We start from the raw sequence: 18,357 nt of genomic DNA, 5'->3' as shown, positions 1-18,357 counted from the left end.
AACGAGATTAAGGTGTAAGAAATCTCAGGGTTGTTTACAGAGAGGTTGATTGAAATAAGCGTTGAGTATTTCATAAGGGGTTGCGTTATACAAACTCTTATGGGGTTTGACGGTGTTGTAGAAGTTAATGAAACGGACAAGTTGAATACGTCGGTCAGCAGTGTCTTTAAAACAGAATTTGTTGTGCCACATGTCCATGAGCGTGCGGATCACGCGCTCAGCTTTCCCGTTGGTTTGAGGACGATTGACACGAGTAAACTTCTGACCGATACCGTGTTGCCTGCAAGCTTTGACAAAAGCATGATCGTCAGTTCCTTTAAATTCCGTGCCGTTATCGGAATAAGTGCAATCGATTTGATAAGGACATTGGGCAACAGTAGCGATGAGAAAGCAAGCGGCGCTGTATTGAGTTTTATCGGGGAAGATATCGGCATATAATTCCCTGGAGAAATCATCGATGGCCACAAACAGGTACTCGCGAGGTTCATTGGCAGACTGTCCTTTCAATAATGGAAGCCGCTTGGTATCGAGGTGAACGAGCTCGCCCGGATAAGATTTGTTATAGCGCTTCGCTTCACGCTTGAGACGTTCCTGGATGGTTTGCTCTACTTTAGCCAAACGTTTGAGGCCATACTGCAGTGTCTTGAAGCGCTGATTGGTACTGCTACGCGGAGTAAATTCCTGGAGTCTGGCTCGTTTCAGTACGTCATAAATCGTTGGCCGGCTGACGTGAAAGTATTCTGCCAGCTGAACTACCTTCCACAGCCGGGTTTGATACAGCCGCCAGATTTCCTGACGATCCAATAATGTTAAACGAGTGCGTTTGTGTATGTTCATCTACAGTATTCTCCTGAATACTGTAAACAACGCTAGAAATTCTTACAATTAAGGAGAAAACAACCATGAATACCCGTACGCAAGAAGTCATGCACGAGTTTTATCACGGACTTTTGATCAATGACGGACGCCGCTTCAGTAACTGGGGTTCGAGCCGCAGCACGCAACCGGCTGTCTATGTGGAGCCGGTCAGCTACGCCGACGTGCAGGCTGTGGTACGCGATACCGGGCAATTTCCCACGCCGGTGCGTCCGGTCGGTTCCATGCTATCGGTCACGGAAACCATCCTCAACGACGGCGGCACATTGTTGTGTACGCGCAAACTGGACGCCATCATCGGATTGGAAACCGACGATCAAGGCCGTCAACTGGTTCGCGTGCAAGCCGGATGCCGCCTGAAAAAACTGAATCTGTGGTTGCAGCAGCAAGGCTGGGAAATCCCATTCCAGGCGGAAATTGGCGAAGCGACCATCGGTTCGGTCGCGGTCGGCGACACCAAGGAATCCTCGCTCGACGGCCCAGGTTATTTTTCCAGTCATGTCACCGCCGTTCTCTACATCGACGAAAACGGCAGTCTGCGTATTCTGTCGGACCGGCAGGACGGCGATGCATTCTACGAATTCAAATGCAGCTTCGGCTTAAGCGGTATCGTGGTGGAATGCGTCATCGAAGTGCGCCGCGCCAGTTTGTGCCGGGCGAACGTTACATTACAGGCGTTCGACAGCCCGCAGGCATTGGCCGACGGCGTATTGAAATTACGCGAAGAATGCGATGCCTTGCTGGCAGTCGTGGTGCTGCATCAATTGGCCTGCTTCGCCGAACAACGCTACCGGGCTGGCAGCGGCGTGGTCACGCCGCAACGTTCGCAACCCGAATGCGAGCAGTACCGCATCGCAAAAAGACTCGCCATCCAGCATGGATTCGACGGCGGCAGCCTGCCGCAACCGCAAGGTATCGTCTTTTCTCGTCACGACTTCGTCAACGAATACTGGCATCCCGCTGAAACCGAACACCGCCTCGATTTCCAATATTACGAGCACGACATCGGGATGCTCGGGCAAGTCATCGCCGAGTCTTATCGTTTCACGAAAGCATTCGAACAAAAAACCGGCTTCACGCCAACGGGGTGGGCAACGTATTTCGTGCAGCGCCCGGAACGGAAGCTGAAACCTTACGGCATTTATTCCGGCGGAGCGGGAATTTCGTGCTCGTTCGACCCGATTTATTGCAACCCGAACGAGCCGCTGTGGCAGCAATTCGCGCGCGAATACAACCGGCTGGCCATCGATACGCTGGGCGGAAATCCTTCGCCGATCCAAACGCAATGGTTGCAACCGGGTGACGTGCGCATTCCCCGCAAACTCGCGCGCAGCCGGTTTACCACGCCGTACTATCAGCAGTTTCTGGTGTGATGATTTTTTACCGTCGGCGACAGGAACCGTGTGCCTAAGGGCGTCTGATGATATATTTCAGTAAAGGAAGCTCTGAAAAACTACTGCGCTCGGTCAAGCTGTGTTGAAATCAGGCTCAAAATGCTCATTTACACTTCGTAAACTGCGCTTTTTCGCCGGATTTCGCCTTGCCTGACCATCGCTCGCTACCTTTTTCAGAGCTTCCTAAAGAAAAAAGACCAACGTAATGCGAAGGATTTGACCGGGAGTGACGACGAGCAGCACACACAATCGTGACAGCAGCGCTGCGGATGCGCACATGCAGGCTTTAGTCACTGCGATTGCGGCGCATGACGAACAGGCACTGGCCGATCTGTACGAGGCCACGCTGAACCGGGTTTATGGCGTAGCGCTGCGCATCACGCGCAATGCGCAAGCAGCGGAGGAAGTCAGTGAGGATGTGTACTGGCAGGTGTGGCGCGAAGCGCCGCGCTTCGACGCGCAACGCGGCAATGTCATCGCCTGGCTGCTGACAATCGCGCGCAGCCGGGCGTTGGATTACTTGCGCAAGGCGGACGACGCCGAACTTTGCGAGGAACCGGAAGCTCTATTGTTCGACGAACCGTCACGCGAAGGCGACCCGCAAGATTTGCTGGCGGCGACGCAGAATAATTTGAAATTGAATCAAGCGTTGCAGCAGCTCGAACCGGTGCAGCGGCAATTAGTCGCAATGGCTTTCTTCCGCGGCTTGACGCACGAAGAAATCGCCACTTTCAGCGATATGGCACTGGGCACGGTCAAATCGCATATCCGCCGCGCGCTCAAGCAGTTGCACGATGTGCTCGAGGACGATTTACTCAAAGGCTTTGAACGATGAAGAAACGCTACTCATTAGACCCGGACAATCCGCAGCACGCCGACAAAGTCGAAGCGGCTCTGCTGGAGGGATTGGAACCGTCACAGCCGAGCGGTCAGCAGCGTGCAAAAATCCGCGCCCAGCTTTTCCAGCGCATCCATGCCAGCGCTGCCGCGGAAGCGCCGCGCGTCACGATCCGCAGCGATCAGGGTAAATGGCGCAAAATTCTCCCCGGCGTGCGCGCTAAAACCCTCGATCGACATAACCGCGCTTTCCTGCTCGACCTCGAACCCGGTGCCAGCCTACCGATGCACCGCCACCATGAAGACGAAGAATGCATCGTGCTGCGCGGCTCCGCCAGCCTCGGCGATCTCAAGCTCAGCAGCGGCGACTACCATATGGCGCGCGCCGGCAGCCGCCACGGCAAAATATCGTCGGAAAGCGGCGCGTTGCTGTACCTGCGCGGCATACCGGTAGGCCACACCGCCGAAGTCGCACGCGATCTGCTGACCGCGTTCCTGCCCGGCGGTGGCCGTGAATTGATCACCATTCGCGCCAACGAAGGCGACTGGTCGGAAGTTGCGCCCGGTGTCTCCAGCAAACCGCTGTACGACGACGGCCAGACCCGCTCGTCGCTGCTGCGCATCGCCGCCGGAACCCGTTGGTCATCGCAGCAAGCATTGCTTGCCCACGATGAGGAATGCCTGTTACTCGAAGGCAACGCGTTCTTCGGCGACACGCTGCTATGCAGCGGCGACTGGCAGCTCGCGCCCACAGGTTCGGCATCCCGTCCGATCTCCTCCGATCGCGGTGCGCTGGTATTCATGCGCGGCGCGCGCAACGCAGCGTAACCGTTCGAGACTCACCCATGCGCATCGGTATCGATCTCGGCGGTACTAAAATTGAAGGTGTGGTGCTGGACACTGACGGTAAAGAGCTGGTGCGGAAACGCGTGGACACGCAGCAATCGGCGGGCTATTGGGCGATTTTGCACACCATCGTGCAACTCACCCGGCAACTGGAAGCGGAAACCGGTCAACAATGCCCGGTGGGTATCGGCACACCGGGTGCCATCTCGGCGGTCAGCGGCAAGATGAAGAATTCCAATACCGTGTGCCTGAACGGACAACCGTTGCTCGAGGACTTGCAAGGACTACTGAATCGGCCGCTGCGCATCGCCAACGACGCCAACTGTTTCGCGCTGAGCGAAGCGCTGGATGGCGCGGGAAAAGGTTACGGCGTGGTGTTCGGTGTCATCATGGGCACCGGTGTCGGCGGCGGCATCGTGCTCAACGGCCAATTACACCAAGGCCGTCAACACATCGGCGGCGAATGGGGTCACAACATCCTGGAACGGAACGGGCCGGATTGCTACTGCGGCCAGAAGGGCTGCGTCGAAACCTTCATCTCCGGCCCCGCCCTGGCCGCCGATTATCACCGCCACGGCGGCAATCGCGCCTTGCAAGCCAACGACATTGTGGCGCTGGCAGCGCAAGGCGATGCCCTGGCGGAAGCCGCGATGCGGCGCTTCCTCGACCGCTTCGGCCGCGCCCTGGCGACCGTCATCAACATCCTCGACCCTGATGCCATCGTCCTCGGCGGCGGACTTTCCAACATCGACCGGCTCTACAGCGAAGGCCGTGAACGAGTCGCGCATTACGTGTTTAACGATCAATTCAACACCCCGGTTCTGAGAAATATTCACGGCGACAGCTCGGGTGTACGCGGAGCTGCGCAGTTGTGGCAGCGTGATAAAATTTAGAATGCAGGGTGGATAAGTAAAACGTCATCCACCAAAAACCGGCTCATGACCACATGCCACAACCGCTTCACAATCCTTCATGGATTCACAATAGCCAACTTGCATAGGCTTGTACACCGCACTATCAATTCAGCCAATCGGAATAGCTCCAACCGTTACCCGGATTGACACAGAGTTATTTCCTGACTATTCTGAAGCATGACTTTGGATTAGCCGGAATATGGATAAAAGTATCACACGCACCCTCGGGAAAGCAATTCTGGAAGCGAGCACCCGTTTTAAGGTCATTTTACTGACCGGGCCGCGCCAGGTTGGCAAAACCACACTATTGCAGGATATCCGCGAACCATCGCGCACTTATATCACGCTGGATGACCTTTCCCTGCGCATGGCCGCGCAGCAAGACCCGGCAAGCTTTCTGGATAGACTCAGTCTTCCGGTTCTGATTGATGAAGTGCAGTATGCGCCGGATCTGTTTCCTTACATCAAAATGACGGTCGATAAAACCAAACAAAACGGGCTGTTTTGGCTCACCGGATCGCAGCAATTTGACATGATGAAGAATGTCACGGAATCGCTGGCGGGACGCGTTGCGCTGCTGCAACTGCAAGGTATTTCATTAGCGGAAGAACAGGGCCGTAGCGATGACTCGCCATTTTTGCCCGATCTGGCGCTACTCAAATCCCGCCAGAAAACCGCAAAACCGCTCACCGTGCCGGAAGCTTATCAAAAAATATGGCGCGGTTCGTACCCGGACATGGTGGCGCATTACAGCGATCAGCACTGGGAACAGTTCTACAGCTCCTACGTTTCCACCTACATCCAGCGGGATGTGCGGGAATACCTGAACATCAACGACACAGCCGCCTTTCACAAATTCATGCAAATTGCCGCCGCGCGCACCGGTCAGCTCATCAATTATGCGGATATGGCAAGGGATACCGGTGTCAGTGAAGTGACGGTTAAAACATGGCTGAATGTCCTGCACGCCTCCGGCATTGTCTATTTACTCCAGCCCTATTTTAACAACCGCACCAAACGGCTGGTCAAAACGCCCAAGCTGTATTTCATGGATACCGGTCTTTGCGCTTATTTGACCGGTTGGCTGAACGCCGATGTTCTGGAGCGCGGCGCAATGTCCGGCGCGATATTGGAAACCTGGGTTATCGCGGAAATCATCAAATCTTATTTGCATCATAGCCGCATCCCGCGGATTTATTTTTATCGCGACAAGGAAAAACGGGAGATCGATCTGCTCATTGAAGAAAACGGAACGCTCTATCCGATCGAAATCAAGAAATCGGCGGCACTTCACAATATGAAATTCAAAGGATTTAGCATGCTCGAGAACCTCGACACCCCAATCGGGCATGGCGGCGTGATCTGTTTTGCAAATACTCTGATACCGCTATCCGATCACGTGGATGCCATACCGGCAGGGTATTTGTGATCAAAACCCCGTTCTACGGCACTTCCGCTTTATCTGCCTTTGACAAGACTGAGAAATCCGCAGGGGCTACGCCCCTGCACCCCGCAAAGGGCAAAAACACAAAGAACAAAGATCAAAATTCCCTGGCAATGCGAAAACCGATATTATCGAACGCGACAACGGTCCTGTTCCTGTAACGATCAGCCGACCGCAGTACCCTTAGACTGTTGAACCATGAACCGCCTCGAACCACCCGATAATCGCAATTACCACCATTGACTTCCAACCAGGCCGAACCATCGACTGGAGCATCTCGATAGTTTTTATGCCAGCAATCCTGCATCCATTCCCAGACATTACCGTGCATATCATGCAAGCCGAAGGCATTCGACGCAAACGACCCAACCGGCAAGGTTCTTCCGTATTTCTTAGCAAAATTGGCTTGATTGGAATTAATTGTTTCCCCTTTATTGAAAGTTGTTTCGGTTTCGGCGCGGCAGGCATATTCCCATTCGGCTTCGCTCGGCAGTCGATAGGCTTTACCGGCTTGCTCACTCAGCCAAGTACAATACGCTTGCGCGTCGTGCCAAGAAACGTTGATGATCGGGCGGTTTTTCCGTCCCCAATTCTTATCATTAGGCTTAACTCGCTCGGTGTAAGAAATCTCAGGGTTGTTTACAGAGAGGTTGATTGAAATAAGCGTTGAGTATTTCATAAGGGGTTGCGTTATACAAACTCTTATGGGGTTTGACGGTGTTGTAGAAGTTAATGAAACGGACAAGTTGAATACGTCGGTCAGCAGTGTCTTTAAAACAGAATTTGTTGTGCCACATGTCCATGAGCGTGCGGATCACGCGCTCAGCTTTCCCGTTGGTTTGAGGACGATTGACACGAGTAAACTTCTGACCGATACCGTGTTGCCTGCAAGCTTTGACAAAAGCATGATCGTCAGTTCCTTTAAATTCCGTGCCGTTATCGGAATAAGTGCAATCGATTTGATAAGGACATTGGGCAACAGTAGCGATGAGAAAGCAAGCGGCGCTGTATTGAGTTTTATCGGGGAAGATATCGGCATATAATTCCCTGGAGAAATCATCGATGGCCACAAACAGGTACTCGCGAGGTTCATTGGCAGACTGTCCTTTCAATAATGGAAGCCGCTTGGTATCGAGGTGAACGAGCTCGCCCGGATAAGATTTGTTATAGCGCTTCGCTTCACGCTTGAGACGTTCCTGGATGGTTTACTCTACTTTAGCCAAACGTTTGAGGCCATACTGCAGTGTCTTGAAGCGCTGATTGGTACTGCTACGCGGAGTAAATTCCTGGAGTCTGGCTCGTTTCAGTACGTCATAAATCGTTGGCCGGCTGACGTGAAAGTATTCTGCCAGCTGAACTACCTTCCACAGCCGGGTTTGATACAGCCGCCAGATTTCCTGACGATCCAATAATGTTAAACGAGTGCGTTTGTGTATGTTCATCTACAGTATTCTCCTGAATACTGTAAACAACGCTAGAAATTCTTACACTCGGTTTTCTGACAAAACAAGTCATATTCGGCAAAAGTCACCGCATAAACACCCAGCGCGAATGGCCGCGCGATATGCACCTCATGCTGCGGACCTTCTTCATCACTCCGATCGAGTTCGCTTTCGGATGATCCCATCAAAAAACGCCCGGCGGGAATCACCATCATCAACGGCCCTTCACCGCCGGATTGCAATTTATCGCGAAATGTTTGATCGAATGAAAGCACGGCCTGAGCAGCACGAATCGGCTTTACTGGTTCAGCAATTGTAATCGACTCAGTAGTGGAACCATTCAAATGAGCCCGCAGCGAAGTCAGCAACTGAACCAACCCGGCATGTTCCGCACGATGATTCCAATCAACCAAATCCGCGGTTTGAATGCGGCCGAATCCGTACGGAAACTCCACGCGCTCGATGAACGCTGGAAAGAGAATATCTTTGCGTTTACCGTATTCCGCTTCCTCCAGCACAAAATCGCTGTCGCGCGACGTGGCCGACCACAGCACCACCACCGCTTTTGCGGCGTGCAATTCGCGTTCGATTTCCTTATGCCAGCGCCGCCCCACATGGGTTTGCTTATCGATAAAAACTTCCCAGCCTTCCTGACGGAAATACTGCACCAATCGTTCCGCGGTGGCGGCATCGTTCCTCGAATACGCAATAAAAATATCGCTCATGGTTGTTTCTTGTGATGTCGACGCAGGGCATTATAAATGGATAGCAGCTTGCGGTATTCAAAATCCGTAACCCAAAAACAGTCATGTTTCATGACGCTGTCTTGATCCGTTATAATGCCGGTTCTGTTCCATTAATCCCATGATTAAAGAGGATCATCCCATGAAAGCAGCCGATCTCACTGTAGACGAATTGCAGGCATTGATTCGCAAAGTCGTCCATGAAGAATTACAAAACCTGATGACCGATCCCGATCAATTTCTCGAGCTTTCCGATGAAATCAAGGCAAGGCTCCAACTTTCGTTAAGCTCGAAAGGCCGTATTTCTCTGCGTGAAGTCAAAGATAGGTTAAACCTCTCTTGAAATATCACATTGAATTTACGCCGCAGGCTCTCGAAGACCTTTCGCAGCTTGATCTTCCTGTCGCAAAAAGAATCATAGAAAAGATCGAGTGGCTTGCTGAACATTTCGATGAAGTGCAGCCCGAAACACTGACAGGCTCCTTGGTAAAGTTTTACAAATTGCGAGCCGGAGATTGGCGCGTACTCTACACCACAGAATCCGAACAACACCATATTACGATCCATGTGATCGCACATCGAAGAAAAGTCTACAAAACGTAAGCAGACGGCTAACGTGTATGGCTGGAATCAGTCAGCGAAAACACCATCCCCGCCAGCGGCGGCAGCGTGATCGCAATCGAGTCGGCAAATCCCATCCAGGGCATTTGCACGCTGGCGATGTTGCCGAGGTTGCCCATGTTACTGCCGCCGTAATAGGCCGAATCGCTGTTGAAGATTTCGCGGTAAATGCCGCCGGCGGGAACGCCGATGCGGTAGCCGATGCGCGGCACCGGGGTGAAGTTGAGGACGATCAGCACGAAGCTGCCGTCTTTGCCGCGGCGCATGAAGCTGATGATGGATTGCTCGGCGTCCTGGCAGTCGATCCAGTGGAAGCCTTCGGCGGCGAAGTCGAGCTGGTGCAGCGCCGGGATATTTTTGTAGCAGTGATTCAAATCGCGCAGCAAGGCTTGCACTCCGGCGTGCGGATGATGTTGCAGCAAACCCCAATCCAGTTCACCGTTTACGCGCCATTCCTGCCGCTGCGCGAATTCGTTGCCCATGAAATTGAGTTTCTTGCCCGGTGAGGTCATTTGGTAGGTCAGCAGCAGGCGCACGTTGGCGAATTTCTGCCAGTCGTCGCCGGGCATTTTGTTGAACAGAGAGCCTTTGCCGTGTACCACTTCGTCGTGCGAGAACGGCAGCACAAAGTTTTCGGAATACGCGTACAACTGGCTGAAAGTCAATTGATCGTGGTGATAACGGCGGTGCACCGGGTCTTGGCGCATGTACGACAATGTGTCGTGCATCCAGCCCATGTTCCATTTCATCGAAAACCCCAGACCGCCGACGTAAGTCGGACGCGACACCGCGGGCCATGCGGTCGATTCCTCGGCCAGCGTCAGCGCGCCGGGAAATTCGCCGTGCACCATGACGTTCAGGTCGCGCAGAAAATCGATCGCTTCCAGATTTTCCCGGCCGCCATATTTGTTCGGCAGCCATTCGCCGTCCTTGCGCGAATAATCGAGGTACAACATCGACGCCACGGCATCGACGCGCAAGCCGTCGAGATGAAATTCGGCCAGCCAGAAATGCGCGCTGGACAACAGAAACGATTTCACTTCGTTGCGTCCGTAATTGAAAATATACGTGCCCCAGTCCTGATGAAAACCGAGGCGCGGATCTTCATGCTCGTACAACGCGGTGCCATCGAAACGCGCCAGAGCAAACGCATCCTGCGGAAAATGCGCGGGCACCCAATCGAGAATCACGCCGATGCCCGCCTGATGGCAAGCATCAACAAAAAAACGGAAATCATCGGCTGAACCGTAGCGGCTGGTGACGGCGAAATAGCCGGTGGTTTGGTAACCCCACGATTCATCGAGCGGATGTTCCGAGACCGGCATCAGTTCGATATGCGTATACCCCATTTCCACCACATAGGGCAGCAGGTGCTCAGCCAATTCGCGGTAGGTATAAAAACGCCCGCCGGGATGGCGTTTCCATGAACCGGCGTGAATCTCCAGGATGTTCAGCGGCGCGTGCAGCCAGTCCCAGTTTTCACGCTCATTCATCCAGGCGACATCCTGCCAATCGTAACCGCTTGTTGCCGGTGTCAGCGCCGCCGTGTTCGGGCGCAATTCGAAGCGCACGGCATACGGATCGGTTTTGACCAGAATCTCGCCGCTGGCGCGGTTGCGGATTTCGAATTTATACAAAACATCCGGCGGCAACTCGGGAATGAAGAGTTCCCATACACCGCTGCCGTGATGCACCTTCATCGGGTGAATCCGGCCATCCCAGCGGTTGAAATCGCCGATCACGCTGACCCGCTCGGCATTCGGCGCCCAAACCGCGAACCGCATACCATTCACCCCGTTATGGCCAACGAGTTGCGCACCCAGCATGCGGTGCGCTTGCCACAGCTTGCCTTCGTTGAACAGGTACAAATCGTGATCGGAAATTTGCGATGCGAAAGCGTACGGATCGTATAACTCATGAATGCCGTGACCGGCGCCTTTTTCTTCGACACGCAAGCGGTAAGGCATCACAGGTGTCCTATCGCCGCGCCACTCGAAAATTCCATCCGCATGGATGCACTGCATCGGTTCGAAACCGGTCGCGGTTCTGATCCACACCTGCGCATCGTGCGGCCGGAACACCCGCACCACGGCTTGGCCGTGTTCGCGGTGCAACCCCAGGTAGGTATAAGGATCGTGTAAGCGCGCATGCAGCAACGCATGCTGTAGCGGATTGTTTTTTCTGGCTGTCATCGTATTGACCGGGGGATTGGCTATCATCGTATGGATTATAGCGTGTCCGGCTTTTGATTTAAGACAATCGAATCAAATCCATCTGTGAGAAAGTGTCACAATAATGCGATACTATAAACATATAGAGTAGAAGGGAGCAATGCCATGGATTATCACAATGAACCGCAACATGCCAGTGAATCCCAAGTGGAGCACAAAAACGACAGCCACTTCCACAGCAACATTTCGCACGATACGCTGGCGCTGATACTGGCCGGGGGACGCGGCAGCCGCTTGCATCAACTGACGGACTGGCGCGCCAAACCGGCCGTTCCCTTTGGCGGCAAATTCCGCATCATCGATTTTCCGCTTTCCAATTGCGTCAATTCCGGTTTCCGGCGCATTGGCGTGGTGACGCAATACAAGGCACAGAGTCTGATCCGCCATATTCAGCATGGCTGGAGTTTTCTCGACGGACGCTTCAAGGAATTCGTCGAATTGCTCCCGGCGCAACAACGCACCGCCGACGAAACTTGGTATCAAGGCACCGCCGATGCGGTTTTTCAGAACATCGACATCATGCAACGTCACGATGCCAAGTACGTCATGATTCTGGGCGGCGATCACATCTATAAAATGGATTACAGCAAACTGCTGGCCGAGCATATCGAAAAAGGGGCGGATATGACGGTGGCTTGCCTGGAAGTTCCGCTAGAGGAAGCCACCGCTTTCGGCGTGATGGGCGTCGATACGGCCTGGCAAGTCACCAGCTTTGCTGAAAAACCGGCCCATCCGGCGCCGATACCCGGTCAACCGGATAAAGCGCTGGTCAGCATGGGCATTTATGTGTTCAACGCAAAATTCCTCTATCAGCAATTGATCCGCGATCATCAAACACACGATTCGTCGCATGATTTCGGCAAGGATTTGATTCCGTATCTGGTGCCGCGCTATCACGTCTTCGCGCACCGGTTTCAGCATAGCTGCGTTAATATGGCTTATGACACAATACCTTACTGGAGAGACGTGGGGACGATCGACGCTTACTGGGAAGCCAATGTCGATCTGATCAGCGTCACCCCGCAGCTCAATTTGTACGATGCCGACTGGCCCATCTGGACCCATCAGGAGCAGTTACCGCCGGCCAAATTCGTTTTCGACGATGACAATCGCCGCGGTCAGGCATTGGATTCGTCGGTGTCGGGCGGTTGCATCATCAGCGGCGCTACCGTGCGCCGTTCCTTGCTGTTCTCCAATGTCAAGGTCAACAGTTTCAGCTCGGTCGAGGATTCGGTCATCCTGCCGGATGTGGTGATTAACCGGCACGCGCGTCTGCGGCGCGTGGTCGTGGAAAAAAGGTGCGTCATTCCGGAAGGACTGGTGGTGGGATATGATGCCGCTGAAGACCGCAAGCGGTTTTATGTCACGGAGAAAGGCATCACATTGATCACGCCCGAAATGCTGGGACAGCAAATCCATGAAGTTTGCTGACCGCATCGGAGCGAACGTAACGTACTCGTCAGCTCTCTAATAACAATAATTAAACGGGCATCACTCTTTGCAAATGAAACAATTAAATTTAGTTTTACTGTGGCACATGCACCAACCGGATTACCGGGACTATGTCACCAACGAATTCGTGTTGCCGTGGGTGTATCTGCACGCCATCAAGGATTACACCGACATGGCTTACCACCTGGAAATGCACCCGCACACCAAGGCGGTGGTCAATTTCGTACCGGTGCTGCTCGATCAACTGGAAGATTTCAGCGCGCAATTTTCCACCGGACATATTCGCAGCCCGTTGCTGCGCCTGCTCGCCACACCGGAGCTCGAACATATTTCCATCCAGGATCGTTTGTACGTGTTCGATAGCTGTTTTCTCAGCAATCATGCCACCATGTTGCAACCGTACCCGGCCTATAAACGCCTGCACGAGCTGTATCAGACATTCAACCGGCGCAGCGAAAGCGAACTGGTGTATTTTTCCGGGCAGTACCTGGCCGATTTGCTAGTGTGGTACCACCTGGCGTGGATGGGAGAAAGCGTCCGGCGCAATAATGAATTTGTCATGCGATTGATGGCGCAAAGCCAGGAATTCAGCTACGAAAACCGCTTGCAGCTTTTCAATCTGATCGGTGAATTGATCAAAAACCTGATTCCGCGTTACCGCAAACTCGCCGAATCCGGCCAGATCGAATTATCCACCACACCGCATTATCATCCGCTCGCGCCGTTACTGATCGATTTTGCATCCGCGCGGGACAGCCAGTCCGACGTCGCGCTGCCGGAGCATCATCTGTATCCGGGCGGACGTAGCCGCGTGGCGTTTCATCTGTCCTCGGCAATAACCAGCCACACGCAGCGTTTCAACGAAAAGCCCGTCGGCGTTTGGCCAGCTGAAGGCGCGTTATCGGCGGCGTTATTGAAAATTTTCGCCGAGCAAGGCTGCCGCTGGAGCGCCAGCGGTGAAGGCGTGCTGGCCAACAGCCTGCGCGCTTCTTATCCGGATGCGCCGTTACCGGACCGTAATCAATATCTGTACCGCCCGTACCGCTTCGACGGTGAAACCGGACAAGTCATCTGCTTTTTCCGCGACGATCAATTATCCGATTTGATCGGTTTCGAATATTCCAAATGGTTCGGACGCGATGCGGCGGAAAATTTTATCCAATCGCTGGAACGCATTTACAACAGCACACCGCCCGATGAGAATCCGGTGGTCAGTGTGATTCTGGATGGAGAGAACGCCTGGGAATCGTATCCTTACAATGGCTTTTATTTTCTCGAAGACCTCTACAGCTTGCTGGAGAATCATCCGCACATCCGCACCACGACCTATCGCAACTATATCGCCGATGCGGAAAAGACCAATGACATTCAATCATTACCGGCGCTGGCAGCCGGCAGCTGGGTGTACGGAACGTTTTCGACCTGGATCGGCGACAAGGAAAAGAACCGCGCCTGGGACATGCTATGTGCCGCAAAACACAGTTTCGATCTGGTCATGCAAAGCGGCCGCCTGAGCAGCGAAAAAAAGATCGAAGCCAGCCGGCAATTGGCATCCTGCGAAAGCTCCGACTGGTTCTGGTGGTTTGGCGATTACAATCCGGCACACTCGGTCGCCAGTTTCGATCATCTATTCAGATTGAACCTGGTAAACCTTTACCGCCAGCTCAAACTGCCGGTGCCGCCGGTGTTGCAGGAATCGATCAGCAAAGGCAATGCGCACAACAATGAAGCAAGCGGCACCATGCGGCGATCTCATAACACCTGATCCATCGCGGGCCGCGTTGCGCGGCGAGTAAAATCGGAGGTGCGGTCGCACCGTTTTAATAACGTTTACCGGGGTCATTGAATGTCACAACGTGTATCGCTACTTTTCGGTGTTCATGCACACCAACCCGTCGGCAATTTTCCCGAAGTGCTGGAAGACGCGCATTTGCGCTGCTACAAACCGTTCTTGCAAGTACTCCACCGCTACCCCGGTTTCCGTTTTTCCGTGCATTTCTCCGGCTGGCTGCTCGACTACCTGTTGCAGCGTTTCCCCGCCGATATGGAACTGCTGCACGACATGGTGGCGCGGCGGCAAGTGGAATTATTCGGTGCCGGAGATACCGAACCGGTGCTGGCGGTCATTCCCAACCGCGACCGCACCGGACAGATCGAAGCCTTCTCGCAGAAACTGGCGGCAAAATTCGGTCAACGCCCGCAAGGCGCATGGCTGACCGAGCGCGTGTGGGAATCCACCGTCGTTCCGGCGCTGGCGGATTGCGGCATCCGCTACGTCACCGTGGACGACTATCATTTTCTCTGCGCCGGGAAAACGCACGAAGAATTGAACGGTTATTTCACCACCGAAGAAGATTCCCATAAGCTCGACTTATTCCCGATTTCCGAAGCGCTGCGCTACAAAATTCCGTTTTCTCCAGTGGAAGAAACCATCGCCTACCTCGAATCGTTAGCCGATCAGCACACGCAGCACACCACCGCAGCCGCGATTTATTTCGACGACATCGAAAAATTCGGCATCTGGCCGGAGACTTACCAGTGGGTATACGAAAAAGGCTGGCTCGAGCGTTTCATTCAAGGCGTGCTGGCGTCGGATAAAATCAGCACGCAGCATTACAGCGAATACCACGCCAGTGAAAAAACCCGCGGCATCGTCTACCTGCCGACGGTTTCGTACATTGAAATGAACGAATGGACCCTGCCGGCGCAATCCGCCAACACCTACGCGGATCTGGTGCAACAAGCCAAAACCAGCGGCTGGTACGAACACAAGAAAGCATTCTTGCGTGGCGGCATCTGGAAAAACTTCTTTTCCCGCTACCCGGAATCCAATTGGATGCACAAGCGCATGCTGAGCCTGTCGGCGCGGTTGAACGCATTGCCGGAAAAACAGCGCACCCCGCTGATGCAGCAAAAACTGTACGAAGCGCAAGCCAACGATGCCTACTGGCACGGCCTGTTCGGCGGCTTGTACTTGCCGCATCTGCGCCGCGCCGTCTACAACGCCCTGGTTGAACTGGAAGCCTTGCTGGATGCTTGCGCGCCGCGTCCGGCCTGCTTCACTGCCGATACCGATCTGGACGGCGTGGAAGAAGCCTATCTGCACAATGGCATCTTGCAAGCCGTGTTGAAACTGGATCGCTTCGCCAGTGTCTGCGAGTTCGATGCTTACCCGCTGAAGCACAACTTCGGCGATACCCTGCGCTGCCAGGTCGAGCACTATTATCAGAAAATCCATCCGAGCACGCGCCATTCGTCGAATCACGCAACCAATGGCATCGCATCCGCGCACGATCGCATCAGCTACAAGCACGATATCAGCGCCGAAGATATCGCGCCCGACGATCATCCGCGCAGCCTGTTCGTCGATCGCCTGGACGGCATGTTCGTCACGTACCGGTCTTTGGCCGCGGCGCTGGAAAACAGTCACTTCGAATCGGACAACACAGCGTACCCGGTTCATAAGCTCATCATGCTGGACGGCAACCGCTTGCAGGTTACGTACCAATTCACCGCCAAACCGGAACAGGGTTTCAGCACCGAAATCAACCTAGCCATGCCGAGCTGCGATGGCATAGGCGGGCGTTATATCTATCAGGGAAAAATTCCCGGCGGTTTCGGCCAATGGCTGGAATTGAATAACTTGACGGAAATCGCCTTGGACGACGATACGCTGGGCGGCAGCGTGGTGCTCAGAACTTCCCATCCGGTCACGTTGCGCGCCCGTCCGCACTTTTCGGTGTCGCAATCCGAAAGCGGATTTGAGAAAATCATGCAAGCCACGATGCTGTTGCTGGAATGGCCGGTAACAGCACCGCAATTAATCGTCACACTGGAAATTAAGGCGCACGCGCGATAACGAAGCCGTAAAGAAATCACACAACTCATCATCTTCGCCAACCGATAAAAACATGACGTCATCACTTACGCAATCACCGGCCTGGCTCGCTTTGCAAGCGCATCACACCAGCATAGCGCAACAGCATTTGCGCGACCTGTTCCAGCAGGATCCGCAACGCTTCGAAAAATTCTCATTGACACTGAGCGATCTGTTGCTCGATTTTTCCAAACAACCGATCCGGCAAGAAACGGTCGATCTGCTGCTGGCGCTGGCGCGGCAGCAAAAACTGAGCGATTGGATCGGACGCATGTTCGCCGGAGAAAAAATCAATTCGACCGAGCAGCGTGCGGCGTTGCATATCGCATTGCGCAGCGAGCAACCGGTTCATGTGGACGGCATCGACGTGCTGCCGGAAGTCAAACGCGTACTGAAGCAGATGGAGCGTTTCTCGATTGCGGTGCACAGCGGCGCGCGTAAAGGCTACAGCGGCAAGATGTTCACCGACATCGTCAACATCGGCATCGGCGGTTCGGACCTCGGCCCGGTGATGGTGACCGAAGCGCTAAAACCGTATCGCCTCAATGGTATCCGTCCGCATTTCATTTCCAACATCGACGGCGCGCAATTGGCTGAAACGCTGCGCCATCTCGACCCGGCGACGACGCTATTCATCATCGCATCGAAAACGTTCACCACGCAGGAAACGCTCACCAACGCGCATTCCGCGCGCCGATGGTTTCTTGAACACGGCGGCAGCGAAGCCGATATTGCCCAGCATTTTGTCGCGGTATCGACCAATCGCACCGCGGTGGAAAAATTCGGTATCGATCCGGCTAATATGTTTGAATTCTGGGATTGGGTCGGCGGGCGTTATTCGTTGTGGTCGGCGATCGGTTTGCCGATTGCGCTGGCCATCGGCATGGACAACTTTTATGCGTTGCTCGCCGGTGCGCGCGCCATGGATCAACACTTCGCCACCGCGCCACTGGAGAAAAACCTGCCGGTGATGCTCGGCTTGATCGGCATCTGGCAAATCAATTTTTTCGCCACATCATCACATGCGGTATTGCCGTACGACCAATCGCTGCACCGCTTTCCCGCTTATTTGCAGCAACTGGAAATGGAAAGCAATGGCAAACGTATCACGCGCGACGGTGAAGCGGTCGATTACGCCACCGGCGCGGTGGTTTGGGGCGAACCCGGCACCAACGGCCAGCATGCGTTTTATCAGCTGTTGCATCAGGGCACGCAAACCGTTTCCGCCGATTTTCTCGCACCTTGCCAAAGCCATTATCCGGTGGGTGAACATCACCGCATGCTACTGGCGAATTTCTTCGCACAAACGGAAGCGTTGATGACCGGCAAGAATGGACGGGAAGTCCGCGCCGAGCTTATGGCGCAGGGCATGAGCGCGGACGCCATTGAACAACTGCTGCCGCACAAGATTTTTCCCGGCAACCGTCCGACCACGTCGATTCTGTTCAAAAAGCTTGATCCACAAACGCTCGGCGCATTGATTGCGCTGTATGAACACAAAGTGTTCGTGCAAAGCGTGATTTGGAACATCAATCCGTTCGATCAATGGGGCGTGGAACTCGGCAAGCAACTGGCGGGAAAAATCCTAGCCGAACTGCAACCGGACGGTGCGGTGACTTCGCATGACGCGTCCACCAACGGTCTGATCAATTACTTCAAAGCACACCGCTGAACCATCCG

At 54.0% G+C, this 18,357-nt stretch carries 15 protein-coding genes and 1 pseudogene; 11 read left to right on the top strand and 5 right to left on the bottom strand.

Annotated features, from left to right (window positions below):
* Nucleotides 1-24 precede the first annotated feature (24 nt).
* The gene (locus HRU77_11365; GenBank protein QOJ21230.1) at nucleotides 25-837 is read right to left on the bottom strand and encodes a transposase family protein; all 813 of its coding nucleotides are present in this window, start codon (nucleotides 835-837) and stop codon (nucleotides 25-27) included.
* Nucleotides 838-902: 65 nt separating this feature from the next.
* On the opposite strand from HRU77_11365, the gene HRU77_11360 reads away from it, so the two are divergent.
* The 5 genes from HRU77_11360 (at nucleotide 903) to HRU77_11340 (ending at nucleotide 6,296) form a co-directional block, all read left to right on the top strand.
* Nucleotides 903-2,249, top strand: coding sequence for an FAD-dependent oxidoreductase (locus HRU77_11360; protein QOJ21229.1), 1,347 nt, complete (start codon nucleotides 903-905; stop codon nucleotides 2,247-2,249).
* A gap of 298 nt (nucleotides 2,250-2,547) precedes the next feature.
* Nucleotides 2,548-3,105, top strand: a complete 558-nt coding sequence (locus tag HRU77_11355; protein QOJ22152.1) for a sigma-70 family RNA polymerase sigma factor — start codon at nucleotides 2,548-2,550, stop codon at nucleotides 3,103-3,105.
* Nucleotides 3,102-3,935 carry a cupin domain-containing protein gene (locus tag HRU77_11350; protein ID QOJ21228.1) on the top strand — a complete coding sequence of 278 codons (834 nt, stop codon included), beginning with the start codon at nucleotides 3,102-3,104 and terminating at the stop codon, nucleotides 3,933-3,935. The genes HRU77_11355 and HRU77_11350 overlap by 4 nt, the downstream gene beginning before the upstream one ends.
* A gap of 17 nt (nucleotides 3,936-3,952) precedes the next feature.
* On the top strand, nucleotides 3,953-4,846 hold the full coding sequence (locus HRU77_11345) for an ROK family protein (GenBank protein ID QOJ21227.1): 894 nt from the start codon (nucleotides 3,953-3,955) through the stop codon (nucleotides 4,844-4,846).
* Between the two features lie 220 nt (nucleotides 4,847-5,066).
* Nucleotides 5,067-6,296: an ATP-binding protein gene (locus HRU77_11340; GenBank protein QOJ21226.1), complete on the top strand. Its 1,230-nt coding sequence runs from the start codon at nucleotides 5,067-5,069 to the stop codon at nucleotides 6,294-6,296.
* A gap of 112 nt (nucleotides 6,297-6,408) precedes the next feature.
* Here HRU77_11340 and HRU77_11335 read toward each other — a convergent pair whose 3' ends face one another.
* The 3 genes and pseudogenes from HRU77_11335 to HRU77_11325 all read right to left on the bottom strand — a co-directional run bounded on the left by HRU77_11335 (nucleotide 6,409) and on the right by HRU77_11325 (nucleotide 8,478).
* Entirely contained in the window at nucleotides 6,409-6,990 is a 582-nt protein-coding gene (locus HRU77_11335; GenBank protein QOJ21225.1) for a formylglycine-generating enzyme family protein, read from the bottom strand.
* Nucleotides 6,941-7,753, bottom strand: a pseudogene (locus tag HRU77_11330) (transposase family protein). The gene HRU77_11335 and the pseudogene HRU77_11330 overlap by 50 nt, the downstream one beginning before the upstream one ends.
* 32 nt (nucleotides 7,754-7,785) lie before the next feature.
* Nucleotides 7,786-8,478 carry a TIR domain-containing protein gene (locus tag HRU77_11325; GenBank protein QOJ21224.1) on the bottom strand — a complete coding sequence of 231 codons (693 nt, stop codon included), beginning with the start codon at nucleotides 8,476-8,478 and terminating at the stop codon, nucleotides 7,786-7,788.
* Between the two features lie 160 nt (nucleotides 8,479-8,638).
* On the opposite strand from HRU77_11325, the gene HRU77_11320 reads away from it, so the two are divergent.
* Together HRU77_11320 and HRU77_11315 are read left to right on the top strand one after the other, a co-directional pair.
* Entirely contained in the window at nucleotides 8,639-8,839 is a 201-nt protein-coding gene (locus HRU77_11320; GenBank protein ID QOJ21223.1) for a hypothetical protein, read from the top strand.
* Complete coding sequence (locus tag HRU77_11315) at nucleotides 8,836-9,099, top strand: type II toxin-antitoxin system RelE/ParE family toxin (GenBank protein ID QOJ21222.1); 264 nt, start codon at nucleotides 8,836-8,838, stop codon at nucleotides 9,097-9,099. The genes HRU77_11320 and HRU77_11315 overlap by 4 nt, the downstream gene beginning before the upstream one ends.
* An 8-nt stretch (nucleotides 9,100-9,107) precedes the next feature.
* Here HRU77_11315 and glgB read toward each other — a convergent pair whose 3' ends face one another.
* A complete protein-coding gene (gene glgB, locus HRU77_11310) occupies nucleotides 9,108-11,309 on the bottom strand; it encodes a 1,4-alpha-glucan branching protein GlgB (protein QOJ21221.1) in 2,202 nt (733 codons plus the stop codon).
* A 144-nt stretch (nucleotides 11,310-11,453) separates the two neighbouring features.
* On the opposite strand from glgB, the gene glgC reads away from it, so the two are divergent.
* From glgC to pgi, 4 genes are all read left to right on the top strand, one after another.
* On the top strand, nucleotides 11,454-12,779 hold the full coding sequence (glgC, locus tag HRU77_11305; GenBank protein ID QOJ21220.1) for a glucose-1-phosphate adenylyltransferase: 1,326 nt from the start codon (nucleotides 11,454-11,456) through the stop codon (nucleotides 12,777-12,779).
* Between the two features lie 73 nt (nucleotides 12,780-12,852).
* A complete protein-coding gene (locus tag HRU77_11300) occupies nucleotides 12,853-14,565 on the top strand; it encodes a glycoside hydrolase (protein ID QOJ21219.1) in 1,713 nt (570 codons plus the stop codon).
* An 81-nt stretch (nucleotides 14,566-14,646) separates the two neighbouring features.
* The gene (locus HRU77_11295) at nucleotides 14,647-16,659 is read left to right on the top strand and encodes a DUF1926 domain-containing protein (protein QOJ21218.1); all 2,013 of its coding nucleotides are present in this window, start codon (nucleotides 14,647-14,649) and stop codon (nucleotides 16,657-16,659) included.
* 52 nt (nucleotides 16,660-16,711) lie between these two features.
* Entirely contained in the window at nucleotides 16,712-18,349 is a 1,638-nt protein-coding gene (pgi, locus tag HRU77_11290; GenBank protein QOJ21217.1) for a glucose-6-phosphate isomerase, read from the top strand.
* Nucleotides 18,350-18,357 lie beyond the last annotated feature (8 nt).

The organism is Gammaproteobacteria bacterium (assembly GCA_015709615.1).
GTDB lineage: Bacteria > Pseudomonadota > Gammaproteobacteria > Burkholderiales > Nitrosomonadaceae > Nitrosomonas.
The sequence above is the reverse complement of the archived record's forward strand: the minus strand, read 5'-3'. Positions and strand labels throughout refer to the sequence as shown.

Coding starts and splice junctions, on each gene's coding strand:
- glgB (QOJ21221.1), bottom strand. CDS start 11,309: ATGACAGCCAGAAAAAACAATCCGCTACAGCATGCGTTGCTGCATGCG.
- HRU77_11345 (QOJ21227.1), top strand. CDS start 3,953: ATGCGCATCGGTATCGATCTCGGCGGTACTAAAATTGAAGGTGTGGTG.
- HRU77_11300 (QOJ21219.1), top strand. CDS start 12,853: ATGAAACAATTAAATTTAGTTTTACTGTGGCACATGCACCAACCGGAT.
- glgC (QOJ21220.1), top strand. CDS start 11,454: ATGGATTATCACAATGAACCGCAACATGCCAGTGAATCCCAAGTGGAG.
- HRU77_11320 (QOJ21223.1), top strand. CDS start 8,639: ATGAAAGCAGCCGATCTCACTGTAGACGAATTGCAGGCATTGATTCGC.
- pgi (QOJ21217.1), top strand. CDS start 16,712: ATGACGTCATCACTTACGCAATCACCGGCCTGGCTCGCTTTGCAAGCG.
- HRU77_11295 (QOJ21218.1), top strand. CDS start 14,647: ATGTCACAACGTGTATCGCTACTTTTCGGTGTTCATGCACACCAACCC.
- HRU77_11340 (QOJ21226.1), top strand. CDS start 5,067: ATGGATAAAAGTATCACACGCACCCTCGGGAAAGCAATTCTGGAAGCG.
- HRU77_11335 (QOJ21225.1), bottom strand. CDS start 6,990: ATGAAATACTCAACGCTTATTTCAATCAACCTCTCTGTAAACAACCCT.
- HRU77_11325 (QOJ21224.1), bottom strand. CDS start 8,478: ATGAGCGATATTTTTATTGCGTATTCGAGGAACGATGCCGCCACCGCG.
- HRU77_11355 (QOJ22152.1), top strand. CDS start 2,548: ATGCAGGCTTTAGTCACTGCGATTGCGGCGCATGACGAACAGGCACTG.
- HRU77_11365 (QOJ21230.1), bottom strand. CDS start 837: ATGAACATACACAAACGCACTCGTTTAACATTATTGGATCGTCAGGAA.
- HRU77_11350 (QOJ21228.1), top strand. CDS start 3,102: ATGAAGAAACGCTACTCATTAGACCCGGACAATCCGCAGCACGCCGAC.
- HRU77_11360 (QOJ21229.1), top strand. CDS start 903: ATGAATACCCGTACGCAAGAAGTCATGCACGAGTTTTATCACGGACTT.